Below are 15,205 nucleotides of genomic sequence, written 5' to 3' on the forward strand. Positions count from 1 at the left end.
TTTACATCAGATCCGTCTTTTGATAAGATCATCGTAAAAACGATGAAAATCTTTATGTCCAATTTTTTGTAAAAGTGGTTTAAATATACTGTAAAATTTGTGCCTAAAACAGGTTTTGTAGTGCACATTTAACCAACAATTAACAAGAGCATGAAAATTAATTCGACAATTTGCAATGTTGGATTATGAGTGTTAAATTCACGCCTTAAAAAAAATAAATATAGATGGAAGAGAATAATGCTATTGATATTGCTTCAATCAATCAGAAAATAGAGAAAGAATCTGCATTTGTAGATTTACTAACTCTAGAAATAAACAAAGTAATTGTAGGTCAAAAACATATGGTCGAACGATTACTCATCGGGTTATTGGGTCAAGGTCATATTTTGCTGGAAGGGGTTCCTGGTTTGGCAAAAACATTAGCGATTAATACATTATCTAAAGCTGTTCATGGTAGTTTTAGCCGGATTCAGTTTACACCAGATTTATTACCAGCCGATGTAGTGGGGACTCTTATTTTTAATATGAAAGAGAACGATTTCTCGATTAAAAAAGGACCAATTTTTGCTAATTTTGTCTTAGCAGATGAAATTAACCGTGCTCCGGCAAAAGTGCAAAGTGCTTTACTAGAAGCGATGCAGGAGAAACAAGTTACCATTGGTGATGAGACTTTTGTATTAGACAAACCATTTTTGGTAATGGCAACACAGAATCCGGTTGAGCAGGAAGGAACATATCCTTTGCCAGAAGCTCAGGTTGACCGTTTTATGCTAAAAACAGTAATTGATTATCCAAAATTAGACGAAGAACAACTAATTGTTCGTGCTAACCTCAAAGGATCTTTTGAGCAGGTAAACCCTGTTGTTTCAGTAGAGCAGATTATTAATGCTCAGAAAGCAGTTAGAGAAGTATATATGGATGAAAAGATCGAAAAATACATCCTGGATATCATTTTTGCCACGCGTTATCCAGAAAAATATGGTTTAGAAGAACTTAAACCTTTAATCAACTTTGGAGCATCACCTCGTGGAAGCATCAATTTGGCTACTGCAGCAAAATGTTATGCCTTTATTAAACGAAGAGGATATGTGATTCCAGAAGATGTTCGTGCAGTAATTCTTGATGTACTTCGCCATCGTATAGGGATTACCTACGAGGCCGAAGCAGAAAACGTAACTTCAGAGGATATCATTAATAAGATTGTAAACGAAATTGAAGTACCATAGAGATTTTGGATTTTAGAATTACGATTTTGGATTTTAATATGAGAATCCGAAATCGTTAATCGCCGATTCATCAATCGTAAATCATAATAATGGATACTAAAGAGTTACTAAAAAAAGTTCGAAAAATTGAAATTAAGACGCGTCGCTTAAGTGACCACATCTTTGGAGGAGAGTATCACTCTACTTTTAAAGGACGTGGTATGACTTTTAGTGAAGTACGACAATATCAATTTGGTGATGATGTACGTAATATAGACTGGAATGTAACGGCTCGATATAATGAACCTTATATAAAAGTGTTTGAAGAAGAGCGAGAACTTACTATGATGTTAATGGTAGATGTTTCGGGATCACAACTTTTTGGTACTCAAGAACAATTTAAAAAAGGGATCATTACTGAAATTGCAGCAACTTTAGCATTTTCGGCAACCCAAAATAATGACAAGATCGGATTGATTTTATTTACCGATGAAATAGAGTTATTTATTCCGCCTAAAAAAGGAAGATCCCATGTGCTAAGAATTATACGAGAATTATTAGAATTCGAGCCTAAAAGTAAAAAAACGAATATTACAGAAGCATTGAAGTTTTTGTCTAATGTGATGAAAAAGAAAGCGATCGTCTTTATACTGTCTGATTTTATTGCAGATGATTACCAACATACATTAAAAATTGCAGGAGGAAAACATGACGTTACCGGGATAAGAGTGTATGATCGAAGAGAAGAAGAAATCCCTAATCTGGGAATGGTGCAAATGGAAGATGAGGAGACAGGAGAACTTTTGCTGGTGAATACAGGCTCTAAAAAAACACGAACCAATTATAGTAAATATTATCATGAAAGAGTAGATTACTTTAAAGATAGTTTTACTCGCAGTGGAGCGGGTTCTTTGAGTAGTAGAATTGATGAGAGTTATGTGAAGAAATTGTTAGGCTATTTTAAAAGAAGAGGATAAGGAAGATTTAAGAATGACGAATTACGAATTACGATTTAAAAAAAGAACTATACAACCGGGAGCCCTTAGGCTTTTTACCTGGATGATATTCTTTGTTTTTAGTGGGCTTGGAGCTTTTGCCCAAGTTTCGGCTACAATCGACTCTACTACAATAGAAATAGGAAATGAGATTCGATATAAAATGCAAGTCGAAGCAGATTCGACTCAAATAATTGTTTTTCCTGAAGGGCAAACATTTACTCCTTTAGAAGTAATCGAATCACAAAAAATAGATACCTCTAGAAATGGAAAACGTTTTAATCTTACCAAAGAGTATGCATTAACTCAATTTGATTCTGGTCATTATACCATACCAAGGCAAAAAGTAGTGATTGGCGATAAGGTTTTTTTTACCGATTCTCTTAAAGTTGAGGTCAAAGATGTTTTGGTCGATACCACCAAACAAAAAATGTATGAGATCAAACCTCTGGTTGATGTAGATGCTAAATTTGTTTTTAACTGGAAAAAATGGCTCTTATGGATTGGTGTTTCACTACTCATATTAGGAGTAATCGCTTTTTTTATATTTAGAAGAAAAAAACGAAAAGCAAATAAAGAAGATGAGCTGCCTCCTTATGAAAGAGCAATATTAGCACTTCAGAAAATTGATGAGTCTCATTTATTAGAAAAAGATTCACATAAAGAATATTATTCGCAGTTAAGTGATACCGCCCGTAAATATATCGATGAAGAAGTGTATGATCATGCTATGGAGAGCACAACTGATGAGTTGATTACGAGACTTGATGAAGAGATTAGATCAGGAAATCTTAATTTGGATAAAACCACTGTTGAAGAACTTAAGAATGTGTTGAAAACTGCAGATATGGCCAAATTTGCCAAATCTAAACCCGATATCATAACAGCAAGAGCAGATCGTAATGTTATCGAACAGGTGATTCATAAGACAAAAAGTGCGATACCAGAACCAACCGAAGAAGAATTATTGGCAGATGAAGAGTATAGAAGAACAGTAGCCGAGAAAAAACGCAGAAAGAAAATTATTTTTGGTAGCATTGCAGGCATTGCAGTAGTTACTATTACATTACTCATCTTTATTTTGGTAAAAGGGTATGATGTTGTAAAAGACACACTACTTGGGCACCCAACAAAAGAGTTGGCAGAAACCGAATGGATTACAAGTGCCTATGGATCTCCTCCTGTTACTGTTGCTACTCCCAGAGTATTGATTCGTAACGCGTATCAAATGACAGAAGAACAAAAGCAGATTCTTAAAGGAAATGAAACTTTTGTATATGGAAGCCTGGTAGGAAATTTCTATGTAGTTGTAACTACAGTACAATATAAACAGCCTACCGAAATAAAGTTAGATAAAGTAGTAGAAGGTGTTGTGGGGAAATTTGAATCTATGGGAGCAAAGAATATTTCTGTAAAAGATGAAGAATATGAAACTTTAGGCGGAGCAAAAGGAGTTAAAGTGTTTGGGGATTTAGAAATAGTGAATCCTGTAACCAAAAAGAAACAAAAAAACAGCTACTTAATGTTGAATTTTGCTGAAAATGGAGGGTTTCAACAAATCACTTTGGTATATGATGTTGAAGATCGTTATGCAAAAGATGTTGCCGAGCGTATTATTAATTCTGTAGAACTTAAAAATACCAAATAACGATGTTTGAAAATTTTACATTTGAAAATCCACAGTTTTTTTGGTTGTTTTTACTACTTCCATTAGCTATAGGATGGTATATATGGAAACGAAATAAGCAACAAGCAGCTTTAAAAATATCTAGCGTTAAAGGATTTAAAATTTCTGGAAGCTGGCTCACCAAATTAAAACCGTTGTTGTTTATCATACGCCTAATAGCATTATCTTTAATTATTACTGCATTAGCAAGACCTAGAACGGTAGATGTATCTACCAAAACCAAGACTACCAAAGGTATCGATATTGTGATGTCTATAGATGTATCTGCCAGTATGCTGGCAAAAGACCTTAGACCAAACAGGTTAGAAGCATTAAAAGAAGTAGCCGCAGAATTTATTAAGGATAGACCCAATGATCGTATTGGTTTGGTCGTATATGCCGGAGAGAGCTTTACCAAAACTCCAATTACAAGTGATAAATCAATTGTGCTAGGTAGTTTAAAAGATGTAAAATATGATAATGTCTTAGAGAATGGTACGGCAATAGGAATGGGACTGGCAACATCTGTAAATCGACTTAAAGACAGTAAAGCTAAAAGTAAAGTGATTATTTTACTTACAGATGGTTCTAATAATGCAGGTTTTATTGATCCTAAGATTGCTTCAGAACTAGCAGTAGAGTATGGTATTAAAACCTATACAATTGGTATTGGTACAAACGGAATGGCTTTGGCTCCTGTAGCTATATTACCAAACGGATCTTTTCAATATGGTAGAGTGCAAGTAGAAATTGATGAAGATTTATTAAAAGAAATTGCTAAAGTTACCGGAGGTAAATATTTTAGAGCAACAAATAACAAAAAATTACAACAGATTTATCAAGAAATTGATAAATTAGAAAGAACAGATATCGAAGAATTTAAATTCTATAATTATGAAGAAAAATTTAGATCATTGGTGCTGCTGGCAGGATTATTAATTTTTATAGAATTTTTGTTTAGGTATACAATATTTAGAAGTTTTATTTAAAAAATATATAAACCTCACAGGCTTTGAAAACAGATGAGGTTTAATGAATAAGGTAGAAAATGTACGTATTAGAAGAGAAAATATATTTCTGGTTATTATTGGGTATTCCAGTACTAATTCTGCTGTTTTTGGGAGTGTTAGTTTGGCAAAAGACAGCTCAGAAGAAGTTTGCAGATGCAGCGCTTCTTAAAAAATTGAGCCCTAATCGATCTATCTTTAAATCAATATTAAAGATTATTGTAATTAGTTTAGCTCTGGCTTGCCTGGTGATTGCCCTGGTTAATCCTAAGGTAGGTACAAAACTCGAAACCGTAAAACGAGAAGGAGTAGATGTCGTTTTTGCAATAGACGTATCTAAAAGTATGCTAGCAGAAGATATTGCACCCAATAGATTAGAAAAATCAAAGCAATTGGTTACCCAGATTATCAATAATCTGGCAAGCGATCGCATTGGGATCATTGCATATGCAGGTAGTGCTTTTCCTCAATTGCCAATTACTACAGATTACGCTTCGGGAAAGATGTTTCTACAATCTATGAATACAGAAATGCTATCTTCTCAAGGAACTGCAATTTATGAAGCTATAGAATTAGCAAAAACATATTATAATGATGAAGAACAAACCAATAGAGTTTTATTTATTGTAAGTGATGGAGAAGATCATGAAGGTAATGTAAAAGCCATTGCAGAAGAAGCGGCCAAAGAAGGAATTAAGATTTTTACAATAGGGGTAGGATTAGAAAAAGGAGCACCCATACCTATAAAGCGAAATGGAATTGTACAAACGTACAAGAAAAATAGTCAGGGAGGTACTGTAATTACCAAATTAAACCCGACAACTTTACAGGAAATTGCTAATGAAGCAAATGGCACATACATTGATGGTAGAAACACAAGTAAAGTTGTAGAAGAAGTGACTACTGTACTGCAAAATATGGATAAAAAAGAATTTGAAGCCAAGCAGTTTGCAGATTTTAAAGATCAATTTCAGTGGTTTCTGTTTGCCGGATTGTTATTATTATTTTTAGATATTTTCTTATTAGAAAGAAAAACATCTTGGGTAAAAAAATTAAACCTGTTTAACGAACAATAGTGAGGTATGAAAAAGATTTTATGTGTTATATTATGTTTTCAGATAGGGATCATATGTTCTCAGGAAGAGAATCGTGATCAAGTTATTAACGAAGCAAACCAGTTTATAGCTACAGGTAATAAGGTTCTGGTTAAAGATGGAAATTTTCCTAAGGCAGAAGGAGAATACAGAAAAGCAATTGCCAAAAATCCTGTAAATCCTACAGCAAAGTATAATTTGGCTAATGCATACTATAATTCTGAAAAATATGATGAAGCTACCCATCGTTATACAGAAGCAGCTAAGGTAGCTTCGGCTAAGTCAGAAAAACATAAGGCATTTCATAATCAGGGAAATACCTATATGGAGCAAAAAAAATATAAAGAAGCTGTTGAAGCTTATAAAAATGCGCTTAGAAATAATCCCAAAGATGATGAAACGCGTTATAATCTGGCATTGGCAAAGAAAATGCTAGAACAACAGCAACAACAAAACGATCAGAATAAGGATAAAGACCAAAACAAAGATCAGAAGGAAGATAATAAGGATAAGAAAGAGGGAGACGATAAAGAAGATAAAAAGGGAGATGATGGAGATAAGGAAAAAGAAAAGGGAGAAGATCAAAAGGATAAAGAAGGAGATAAAGGAGAGGATAAAAAAGATGAGGGAGATAAAGAAAAGGATGACAAGGGTGAACCTAAAGATGAGAAGGATAAAGGAAAAGATCAAAAAGAACAGGAAGGTGAACCTAAAGATCAACAACAGCAACAACAACAGGTTCAGGGTAAATTATCCCCAGAACAGGTTAAAAGCTTACTCGAAGCTATGAACAATCAGGAAAAGAAAGTTCAGGATAAGATTAACGCCAAAAAAGCTCAGGGGTCAAAAGTTAAAACAGATAAAGACTGGTAATTTGATAAAAGACTTGTTAGGTTTTAAAAATCTAACGATCTAAATAGCATAAAAAATGAAACTAAAACTAATTTTTCTAACCTTATTTCTAACCACAATGCAGTTTGCATTGGGGCAAGTGAGGTTTGAGGCTAAAGTAAGCAAGAAAAAGTTAGGTGTAAATGAAAGATTACGAGTGGATTTTGAAATGAATAAAGATGGAGACAATTTTACACCTCCTTCCTTTTCGGGGTTTACCGTTGTAGGCGGACCTAATCAATCTATTAGTAATTCTTGGGTTAATGGAAAACGATCATACGCCAAAACATTTAGTTATTTTCTTGAACCTACACGTCGAGGACAATTTACTATAAAACAAGCAACTATAGAGATTGATGGGCAAACATATAAAACATTACCCATTAGAATTGAGGTTACAGGTGCAGTAGATAAACCAAAGGATGGTAATAATACAGATTTTGTTGCAAGTGAAAACCTTCATCTTATAGCGGAAGTTTCTAAATCAGATCCCTATTTGAATGAAGCAATTACAGTAGTGTATAAACTGTATGTTAGTCCGAGAATTAGTGTAAGTAACTGGCGAGAGCTAGACAGTCCAAAATATAGCGATTTTTGGAGTCAGGCGATCGATATGAAACAGCTCAAAATTGAAAATGGAGAATATAAAGGTGAACCATATCGTTATGTCGTGCTTCGTAAAACAGTACTATACCCACAAAAGACAGGTAAATTAAATATAGAACCTCTTACCCTAACCGTTTCTGTAGATGTTCCCACAAAAAGAAGAGATATTTTTGGAGGTAGACTGTATACGACAGTTAATAAGACTGTTGCTGCAGGTAATAGAGTAATAGAAGCAAAACCCTTACCAATACAAGGAAAACCAGATGATTTTTCGGGGGCAGTAGGAGATTTTGATTTTAAAGTAACCACTAATAAAACAGAGCTGGATGCTACAGAATCCCTTGATGCTAAGGTTTTGGTTACAGGTAATGGTAATTTAAAGCTGTTTGATTTACCAAAGCTTAATGTGCCAAATGGTTTAGAACAATACGAACCTCAGCATAATGAAAGAGTGCGAACAAATCTAACAGGTATGGGAGGCAGCATATCTGATACCTATACCTTAGTACCACAATATAAAGGTAAATATCCTATACCATCAATTTCGTTTTCTTATTTTGATTTGAAAACAGAAACCTATAAAAGAATTACATCGGATGAGATTGTAATTAATGTAAAAAATGGCCCTGATGGAGGTGATACCGTAGTTACATCAGAATCAGGAGGAACAAATAAAAAGCTGGTGACTCAAGCAGGAAATCAATTTAGATTCTTAAAACTAAATGCGGAACTTCACACTATTCAAAAAGAACACTTTTTTAAGTCTACCGCGTATTGGTTATCATTAACTGCACCGTTATTAGCAATTCCTTTATTCCTTTTCTTTGGTAAAAAAAGACAAGAACGATTAAGTGATATAAGTGGAAACAGAGTACGTAAAGCAGATAAACTGGCTCGTAAATACCTTTCTGAAGCTAAAAAAAATCTGGGAAACCAAAAGGAATTCTATATTGCTATGGAACGAGCATTGCACAATTATTTAAAAGCAAAGCTACATATCCAGACAAGCGATATGAGTAAAGAACGTATCCAAAGATTATTAAAAGAGCGTGATGTTGAAGATGCGATATCTATAGAATTTATTGCATTGCTAGAGAGTTGTGAGTTTGCAAGATATACTCCATCTTCTACTTCAGCAATGCAACAGGATTATGATAAAGCCTCTAGAGTAATTGCCTCAATAGATAAACAACTATAATGTATGAAAAGAATAGTTGAAACACTTATTTTTTTAAGTATAGCATTGGGTTTTTCTCAGAATCAAGAAGCATTTCAGAGAGGAAACTCATTATATAATCAAGAAAAGTATCAGGAAGCTATAGATGCATATAAATCGATTTTGGATACAGGTCAGGAATCAGCTTCGCTATACTATAATCTAGGCAATGCAAACTATAAATTAACTAACATAGGTCCTAGTATTTTTTATTATGAAAAAGCGTTAGCATTATCGCCTAATGATGAAGATATCAAAAACAACCTGGCTTTTGCCCAGAAAGCAACAATAGATGCAATAGATGTAATCCCGGAAGGTTTTATTTCGAGAACATTTAAGAAATTTACTAATATGATGGATTTTGATAGCTGGGCATGGTTTTCGGTGATCTGTATTATTGCATTTGTTATCCTGTTTATTTTATATTATACAGCACATAGCTCTACAAAAAAGAGAATATTCTTTGTAGGGTCATGGGCGATATTAATTTTGGGATTATTTGGAGTATTCTTTGCTTTCTCACAATACAATTATATTAAGAACAACCAGTTTGCAATCATTTTTGCTCAGGAAACAACTATAAAAAGTGAACCAAACCTTAGAAGCGAAGAAGTTTTTGAACTTCATGAAGGAACCAAAGTACAGGTAACAGAAACCGTAAATGATTGGAAAAAAATTAAACTTGCCGACGGGAAAATTGGTTGGATTCCTAAAACAGATTTAAGAGAGTTATAATTGATCAATAAAATTTGCAATACATTAACAACATTTGAAAGCAATACTGTTATTTTTGCTTTCTAAAATTACCCTATAGTGATTATCAAACTTCAAATAGCAAAATTTCTAATTCTTTTTGGCTTTATTATAAGTATAGCCAATTATGGGATAGAGCTATTTGAGATGTATAATAAAGAAAACACTTCAATGATTTTGGGTTTAGATGACTCTGAAGAAAAATCTGAATCCAAAGAAAATGATAACTCAGAAAAAGAGGATAAAAAAGAAAAAGATAAGATTTACCAAGAAAATCCGGTAAACCAAGCCAGATTGGCTGAGTTATACATTAGTTTGTACTCTTATTTTTACGCGCATAATACTTCGGTTTATCTAGAACAGAAAACCCCTCCTCCAGAAGTTTCATAAAGTATATTATCGACACCAATTTTGAATACTGATGCTTTACATGAGTAAAGGGTCTGTACGTTCTTTTGGTAATTTTTTTATTACACTAACACTTATGTTAAATATAAATTGAATTATTATTGCTATGAATTTTTTTAAAACATTAAAAAATGATTTACCGGCAAGTATTGTCGTATTTTTTGTGGCATTACCGCTATGTTTAGGTATTGCCTTAGCCAGTGGTGCTCCCTTGTTCTCTGGATTGATTGCAGGAATCATTGGAGGTATTGTGGTAGGAGTCCTAAGTGGTTCTCAAATTGGAGTGAGTGGACCAGCTGCTGGACTGGCCGCTATTGTATTAACCTCGATCGGATCATTAGGAGGTTTCGAAAACTTTCTGGTTGCCGTTGTTCTGGGTGGAGCTATTCAAATAGTACTGGGATTATTAAAAGCAGGAATAATAGGATATTATTTTCCTTCTTCTGTAATTAAAGGAATGCTCACCGGTATAGGAATTATCATTATCCTGAAACAAATCCCATATTTCTTTGGGTATATTCCGGGAAAAGGAGAAGGTGCTTTTGAGCAGATTTTTAATTCTTTTATAGATTTAAGTATAGGGAGTACCCTTATTGCCTTAATAGGTCTGGGGATACTAATTCTTTGGAGTAATGTACTTACTAAAAAGGCAAAAATATTCCAATTAATACAAGGGCCTTTAGTCGCCGTTGTTGTAGGAATTGTATTTTATAAAATACTTGGCTCATCCGGAACTTTAGGGATTAATCCCAAAAGCCTGGTAAACGTACCAATCCCATCAGATATATCTAGTTTCTTCGGGCAATTTAGTTTTCCTAATTTCGAAGTGATCACGCAGGGAGATGTGTGGTTAATTGCTTTTACTATTGCTCTGGTAGCAAGCTTAGAAACCTTACTTTGTGTAGAAGCTACAGATAAAATTGATCCAGAAAAAAGAGTTACTCCAACAAATCGAGAGTTATTGGCACAGGGAACAGGAAATATCATTTCGGGACTTATAGGTGGGTTACCTATCACGCAGGTAATTGTTCGTAGTTCTGCAAATATCCAATCTGGAGGTAAGTCAAAACTTTCTGCAATTGTTCATGGGTTCTTTCTATTAATTTCTGTAATTGCTATTCCAAAACTACTTAACTTTATTCCTCTTTCTGTATTGGCAGCTATATTATTAATTGTAGGATATAAGCTGGCTAAACCTGCTACTTTTGCCACTATGTGGAAATCTGGTTGGAAACAATTCGTACCTTTTATAGTTACTGTTTTGGGTATAGTTTTTATCGATTTGTTGTGGGGAATCGGACTAGGATTGATGGTAGGAGTTGTGGTAATTTTGTTTAAGAGCTATCAAAACTCACATTTCTTACATATAGAAGATGAAAGCGATGGAAAACGTAAGGTAAAAATGACTCTTGCAGAAGAGGTAACATTTTTCAATAAAGGAGCCATCTTAAAAGAACTTGATAGTTTGCCAGAAGATACTTATCTTACCTTGGATGTTAGAAAAACACGTTTTCTGGATTATGATATCGTAGAAATTCTTGAAGATTTTTCTGAAAAAGCAAGAAACAGAAATATTGATATTAATCTGATTTCAGAAAGAGGTATTGTCGAAAATCCAGAGAGTTACATTAAGTTTTTTAAGCTTAGATCTAAAACTGCATAAATTTTTAAACAAAGAAATGAGCCACCAATAGATACGTTAAATTAGCTGAAATATTAGATGGTAAATTTCATCACACAATTATAAATAATAAAAATATAATAAATGAAAGCACATACTAAAGAAACACAGGCCGCAGTTACTCCGCAAACTGCACTACAGATGCTTAAAGAAGGAAATCAGAGATTTCAGGATAAGCGTATGGCAGATAGAAACCTTTTAGATCAGGTAAGTGATACTAAAGGAGGACAATATCCTTTTGCTACAATCCTTAGTTGTATAGATTCAAGAGTTTCTTCAGAATTAATTTTTGATCAGGGGATTGGGGATATTTTTAGCGCTCGTGTAGCTGGTAATTTTGTTAATGAAGATATTCTGGGTAGTATGGAGTTTGCCTGTAAGCTTGCAGGAACAAAACTAGTTGTGGTATTAGGACATACTGCATGTGGAGCCGTAAAGGGAGCATGCGATGATGCAAAACTAGGAAATCTTACAGCTTTATTAAGTAAAATTAAGCCTGCAGTTGCCGCGGTTGCAGAACCAGCCGCTCCTGCTGAAAGAACTTCTAAAAATATTAATTTTGTAAATGAAGTAGCTGTAAAAAATGTAGAGATGACCATCAATAATATAAGAAACCAAAGTGAAGTCCTTCGTGAGATGGAAGCCAATGATGAAATTAAGATTATTGGTGGTATGTACGATATTAGTGACGGAAGTGTCAAGTTTTTTGAAGGATAGGACTCCTAAAATTTTATTAAAATAATACCGATGCTACTTAGTGTCGGTATTTTTTTAGTATTTTTTAGAAAGTTTTAACAAAAACCAGAATATATAAATGAAAGGATTTTTCAGTAATTTGAAAGGAGATGCCTTTGGTGGATTAACGGCAGGTATCGTCGCATTGCCTTTGGCTTTGGCCTTTGGAGTGTCATCGGGATTAGGACCAACAGCTGGACTGTATGGTGCAATTTTCATTAGTTTTTTTGCAGCTTTTTTTGGTGGTACAAACACACAAATTTCGGGCCCAACTGCCCCTATGACTGCGGTAAGTATGGTTGTTATTGCTGGAATTATTGCAGCCAATGATGGTAGTGTTGAAAAAGCCCTTCCGGCGATCTTAACAGTTTTCTTGTTGAGTGGATTGATGCAAATAGGATTAGGAGCTATTGGTTTGGGTAAATACATTAGATATATTCCATATCCTGTAGTTTCTGGGTTTATGACAGCAATTGGTGTCATCATTTTACTTACGCAAATATTACCTTCATTTGGTTATTACCCAAAAGAAGATGCAGAGTTTGTAGCTCAATTCAAACCAGAGGCAGAAGAAGTAATCCTCGAAAATATTCTTAAAGAAGAAGCTGCAGAAGATATTTTGGTACTCGAAGATTTTAAAGAAACCATCTCAAGAGCAGAAAAAATTACACAGGATGATATCCTGCAAGAATCTCAAACCCTGGCAGCAAAAGAAGCTTCAGGTGCTTTAGGAGCTATTAAAGTCCTTCCAAGAGTTATGAGAAACATCAATTGGTTAGAGTTATTGCTGGCTATTGGTACTATTATTATTATCTATGGCTTTAAACGTATTACCAGGGCGGTACCAAGTACTCTGGTTTCATTGATAGTGATGTCTGGTATTGCTTATGGTTTTGGGTTAGACTATAGACCTATAGAAGAAATTCCAAGCGGATTACCTATTCCTAAATGGGAGATATTTACTGGATTTAGTCTAGCTAGTATTACTCCTTATATTTTTACAGCACTTACATTGGCATTATTAGGAGCGATAGATTCGTTATTGACCAGTGTAGTGGCAGATAATATGACTAAAACCAAACATAAACCTAATAAAGAATTAGTAGGACAGGGAATAGGAAACAGTATCGCAGCATTGTTTGGAGGTATTCCTGGTGCTGGTGCTACTATCAGAACAGTGGTAAATATTAATTCTGGTGGTAAAACTAAATTGTCAGGAATGATTGCTGGGTTAGTGTTGTTTATTGTTATGATAGGACTTGCTCCGGTAGCTTCAAAAATACCTGCTGCAGTACTTGCAGGAATATTGATTACTGTAGGGATTGGTGTAATGGATTATAAAGGGTTAAAAGCTATACCAAGTTTACCAAGAGATATCAAGGTAGGGCCTGTTAAGTTAAGTTCTGAAGTATTGGTTATGTTAATCGTGTTGGTATTGTCTACCTTCTGGAACCTGGTTTACGCTGTTGGAATCGGATTAGTGATCGCATCACTTATGTTTATGAAAAAAATCGGGGATCTTACCGCAGAGCGTTCTGATGTGAAATCACTTAAAGAAGAAGCATGGAAAGATGAAAAAGGTTTCCCTACTAAACTAAAAGAAGAAGTATTTATCAAACATCTTAAAGGTCCATTATTCTTTGGTTCTACGAGTGATTTTCAGCAATTGGCCGCTCAGATCCCAGACACTTCTTCTGTGGTGATTATGCGTTTAGATCGTATGCAATATATGGATCAATCTGGTCTATATGCAATGGAAGAAATGATTATGGATTTACAGCAAAAGGGCATCAAAGTTCTTTTTGTAGGATTACTAAATCAACCAAGATATATGATGGAACGAATTGATATCATTCCAGATTTGGTTCCTTCTACCTACATATTTGAAGATTTTGATTCCTGTATTGCCTATTTAGGAAATATCGTAGAAGATACAGTGTCGAGTATTTCATTTGATGAAGATTAAAAACTATTAAGACATAAAACAAGAAGATCCAGCTTTTCTGGATCTTCTTGTTTTATTAAATCTCTTGTTCTTTCTTGTCAACATTTTTCAGGATATCAGGCAATATCATTGGTGCCAACTTCCGAACAGGAGTGTATAATACAGAAGAATTAAGCGTTTCTTCTTTAATGATAGTAATATTTCTATTTAAGGCATCTATAAAAATAATAATAACACTGGCGATAAATGCCATTTTCAGCACTCCAAAAGCACCGCCCAAGAGTTTATTTAAAATACCAAGTGCAGCGTAATCTGCTATCTTAGTAAGAATTTTACCAGCTAAAGAAACAAGGATAACCACTACAATAAAAGTTATCGCAAAAGCTACTAATTTCATAGCTCCTTCTTGCCAATTTACATATTGTTGAAGATATCCCCCAACAATATGCGAGAAGTGAACAGCAATATAGATACCTACTATAAGAGCAATAAGAGAAGCTAATGAGGAAAACAACCCTTTACTAAATCCTTTTATTAATCCCCATAACAAAAGAATTCCTAAAATAATATCGATGTAATTCATTAATAAATGATTATTGAATCTCAAATATAATTCTTTCTGTGTATAAGTACACATTCAATTTTGCTTTGTGAGATATACTCTTACTAGAATTTGTTTTGATAAATGATATTCCTAAAAAGATGATATTTTAAATTTTTTATATATTTAGCATATTATATATATAATATATACTATGAGAAAAATAATAGATATTGATGAGCAAATAATCCCTAAACTTAAGATTATAGCAGCAATAGAGGGATCTAGCGTGAAAAAAATTATGGAAAAGGCCATCATCCAATATATAGAACAAAAACAAAAAGAACAGATGGATTCACTGTCTTTGGATCAAAAGGAGGACTTAGGGTTATTGCTTTTAATGCAACAGGCAAATGCACAGGTCACAGTAAGTGAAGAAGAATTATTTAATTCCTAGCAGAC

At 34.0% G+C, this 15,205-nt stretch carries 14 protein-coding genes; 13 read left to right on the plus strand and 1 reads right to left on the minus strand.

Features of this window, described 5'->3' with window-relative positions:
• Positions 1–224 precede the first annotated feature (224 nt).
• The 12 genes from DK441_RS12570 (at position 225) to DK441_RS12625 (ending at position 14,223) form a co-directional block, all read left to right on the plus strand.
• Positions 225–1,226 carry a MoxR family ATPase gene (locus DK441_RS12570; RefSeq protein ID WP_074405732.1) on the plus strand — a complete coding sequence of 334 codons (1,002 nt, stop codon included), beginning with the start codon at positions 225–227 and terminating at the stop codon, positions 1,224–1,226.
• Between the two features lie 89 nt (positions 1,227–1,315).
• Positions 1,316–2,182: a DUF58 domain-containing protein gene (locus tag DK441_RS12575; RefSeq protein WP_025665309.1), complete on the plus strand. Its 867-nt coding sequence runs from the start codon at positions 1,316–1,318 to the stop codon at positions 2,180–2,182.
• Positions 2,183–2,195: 13 nt separating this feature from the next.
• Positions 2,196–3,848: a DUF4381 domain-containing protein gene (locus tag DK441_RS12580; protein WP_109851038.1), complete on the plus strand. Its 1,653-nt coding sequence runs from the start codon at positions 2,196–2,198 to the stop codon at positions 3,846–3,848.
• Positions 3,849–3,850: 2 nt separating this feature from the next.
• On the plus strand, positions 3,851–4,855 hold the full coding sequence (locus DK441_RS12585) for a VWA domain-containing protein (RefSeq protein WP_074405729.1): 1,005 nt from the start codon (positions 3,851–3,853) through the stop codon (positions 4,853–4,855).
• 59 nt (positions 4,856–4,914) lie between these two features.
• Complete coding sequence (locus DK441_RS12590) at positions 4,915–5,949, plus strand: VWA domain-containing protein (protein ID WP_109851039.1); 1,035 nt, start codon at positions 4,915–4,917, stop codon at positions 5,947–5,949.
• 6 nt (positions 5,950–5,955) lie between these two features.
• Positions 5,956–6,840 carry a tetratricopeptide repeat protein gene (locus tag DK441_RS12595; RefSeq protein ID WP_109851040.1) on the plus strand — a complete coding sequence of 295 codons (885 nt, stop codon included), beginning with the start codon at positions 5,956–5,958 and terminating at the stop codon, positions 6,838–6,840.
• A gap of 55 nt (positions 6,841–6,895) precedes the next feature.
• On the plus strand, positions 6,896–8,662 hold the full coding sequence (locus DK441_RS12600; protein WP_109851041.1) for a BatD family protein: 1,767 nt from the start codon (positions 6,896–6,898) through the stop codon (positions 8,660–8,662).
• Between the two features lie 3 nt (positions 8,663–8,665).
• Positions 8,666–9,415 (plus strand): tetratricopeptide repeat protein, encoded by a 750-nt coding sequence (locus tag DK441_RS12605; RefSeq protein WP_109851042.1) that lies wholly within the window; start codon positions 8,666–8,668, stop codon positions 9,413–9,415.
• Between the two features lie 78 nt (positions 9,416–9,493).
• Complete coding sequence (locus DK441_RS12610; RefSeq protein WP_109851043.1) at positions 9,494–9,823, plus strand: hypothetical protein; 330 nt, start codon at positions 9,494–9,496, stop codon at positions 9,821–9,823.
• Between the two features lie 124 nt (positions 9,824–9,947).
• Positions 9,948–11,504 (plus strand): SulP family inorganic anion transporter, encoded by a 1,557-nt coding sequence (locus DK441_RS12615; RefSeq protein WP_109851044.1) that lies wholly within the window; start codon positions 9,948–9,950, stop codon positions 11,502–11,504.
• A 102-nt stretch (positions 11,505–11,606) separates the two neighbouring features.
• The gene (locus DK441_RS12620; protein ID WP_109851045.1) at positions 11,607–12,239 is read left to right on the plus strand and encodes a carbonic anhydrase family protein; all 633 of its coding nucleotides are present in this window, start codon (positions 11,607–11,609) and stop codon (positions 12,237–12,239) included.
• Positions 12,240–12,336: 97 nt separating this feature from the next.
• On the plus strand, positions 12,337–14,223 hold the full coding sequence (locus DK441_RS12625) for a SulP family inorganic anion transporter (RefSeq protein ID WP_109851046.1): 1,887 nt from the start codon (positions 12,337–12,339) through the stop codon (positions 14,221–14,223).
• Between the two features lie 55 nt (positions 14,224–14,278).
• On the opposite strand, the gene DK441_RS12630 is transcribed toward DK441_RS12625, so the two are convergent.
• Positions 14,279–14,785, minus strand: a complete 507-nt coding sequence (locus DK441_RS12630; RefSeq protein ID WP_109851047.1) for a CvpA family protein — start codon at positions 14,783–14,785, stop codon at positions 14,279–14,281.
• A gap of 172 nt (positions 14,786–14,957) precedes the next feature.
• On the opposite strand from DK441_RS12630, the gene DK441_RS12635 reads away from it, so the two are divergent.
• The gene (locus DK441_RS12635) at positions 14,958–15,200 is read left to right on the plus strand and encodes a hypothetical protein (RefSeq protein WP_025665297.1); all 243 of its coding nucleotides are present in this window, start codon (positions 14,958–14,960) and stop codon (positions 15,198–15,200) included.
• Positions 15,201–15,205 lie beyond the last annotated feature (5 nt).

It is taken from the genome of Aquimarina sp. AU58 (genome assembly GCF_900312745.1).
Taxonomy (GTDB): Bacteria; Bacteroidota; Bacteroidia; order Flavobacteriales; family Flavobacteriaceae; genus Aquimarina; species Aquimarina spinulae.

What these genes read in the sequence shown, in the direction of transcription:
- DK441_RS12570 (WP_074405732.1), top strand. Translation starts at nt 225, where the DNA reads ATGGAAGAGAATAATGCTATTGATATTGCTTCAATCAATCAGAAAATA.
- DK441_RS12630 (WP_109851047.1), bottom strand. Translation starts at nt 14,785, where the DNA reads ATGAATTACATCGATATTATTTTAGGAATTCTTTTGTTATGGGGATTA.
- DK441_RS12595 (WP_109851040.1), top strand. Translation starts at nt 5,956, where the DNA reads ATGAAAAAGATTTTATGTGTTATATTATGTTTTCAGATAGGGATCATA.
- DK441_RS12625 (WP_109851046.1), top strand. Translation starts at nt 12,337, where the DNA reads ATGAAAGGATTTTTCAGTAATTTGAAAGGAGATGCCTTTGGTGGATTA.
- DK441_RS12575 (WP_025665309.1), top strand. Translation starts at nt 1,316, where the DNA reads ATGGATACTAAAGAGTTACTAAAAAAAGTTCGAAAAATTGAAATTAAG.
- DK441_RS12615 (WP_109851044.1), top strand. Translation starts at nt 9,948, where the DNA reads ATGAATTTTTTTAAAACATTAAAAAATGATTTACCGGCAAGTATTGTC.
- DK441_RS12585 (WP_074405729.1), top strand. Translation starts at nt 3,851, where the DNA reads ATGTTTGAAAATTTTACATTTGAAAATCCACAGTTTTTTTGGTTGTTT.
- DK441_RS12620 (WP_109851045.1), top strand. Translation starts at nt 11,607, where the DNA reads ATGAAAGCACATACTAAAGAAACACAGGCCGCAGTTACTCCGCAAACT.
- DK441_RS12635 (WP_025665297.1), top strand. Translation starts at nt 14,958, where the DNA reads ATGAGAAAAATAATAGATATTGATGAGCAAATAATCCCTAAACTTAAG.
- DK441_RS12600 (WP_109851041.1), top strand. Translation starts at nt 6,896, where the DNA reads ATGAAACTAAAACTAATTTTTCTAACCTTATTTCTAACCACAATGCAG.
- DK441_RS12590 (WP_109851039.1), top strand. Translation starts at nt 4,915, where the DNA reads ATGTACGTATTAGAAGAGAAAATATATTTCTGGTTATTATTGGGTATT.
- DK441_RS12605 (WP_109851042.1), top strand. Translation starts at nt 8,666, where the DNA reads ATGAAAAGAATAGTTGAAACACTTATTTTTTTAAGTATAGCATTGGGT.
- DK441_RS12580 (WP_109851038.1), top strand. Translation starts at nt 2,196, where the DNA reads ATGACGAATTACGAATTACGATTTAAAAAAAGAACTATACAACCGGGA.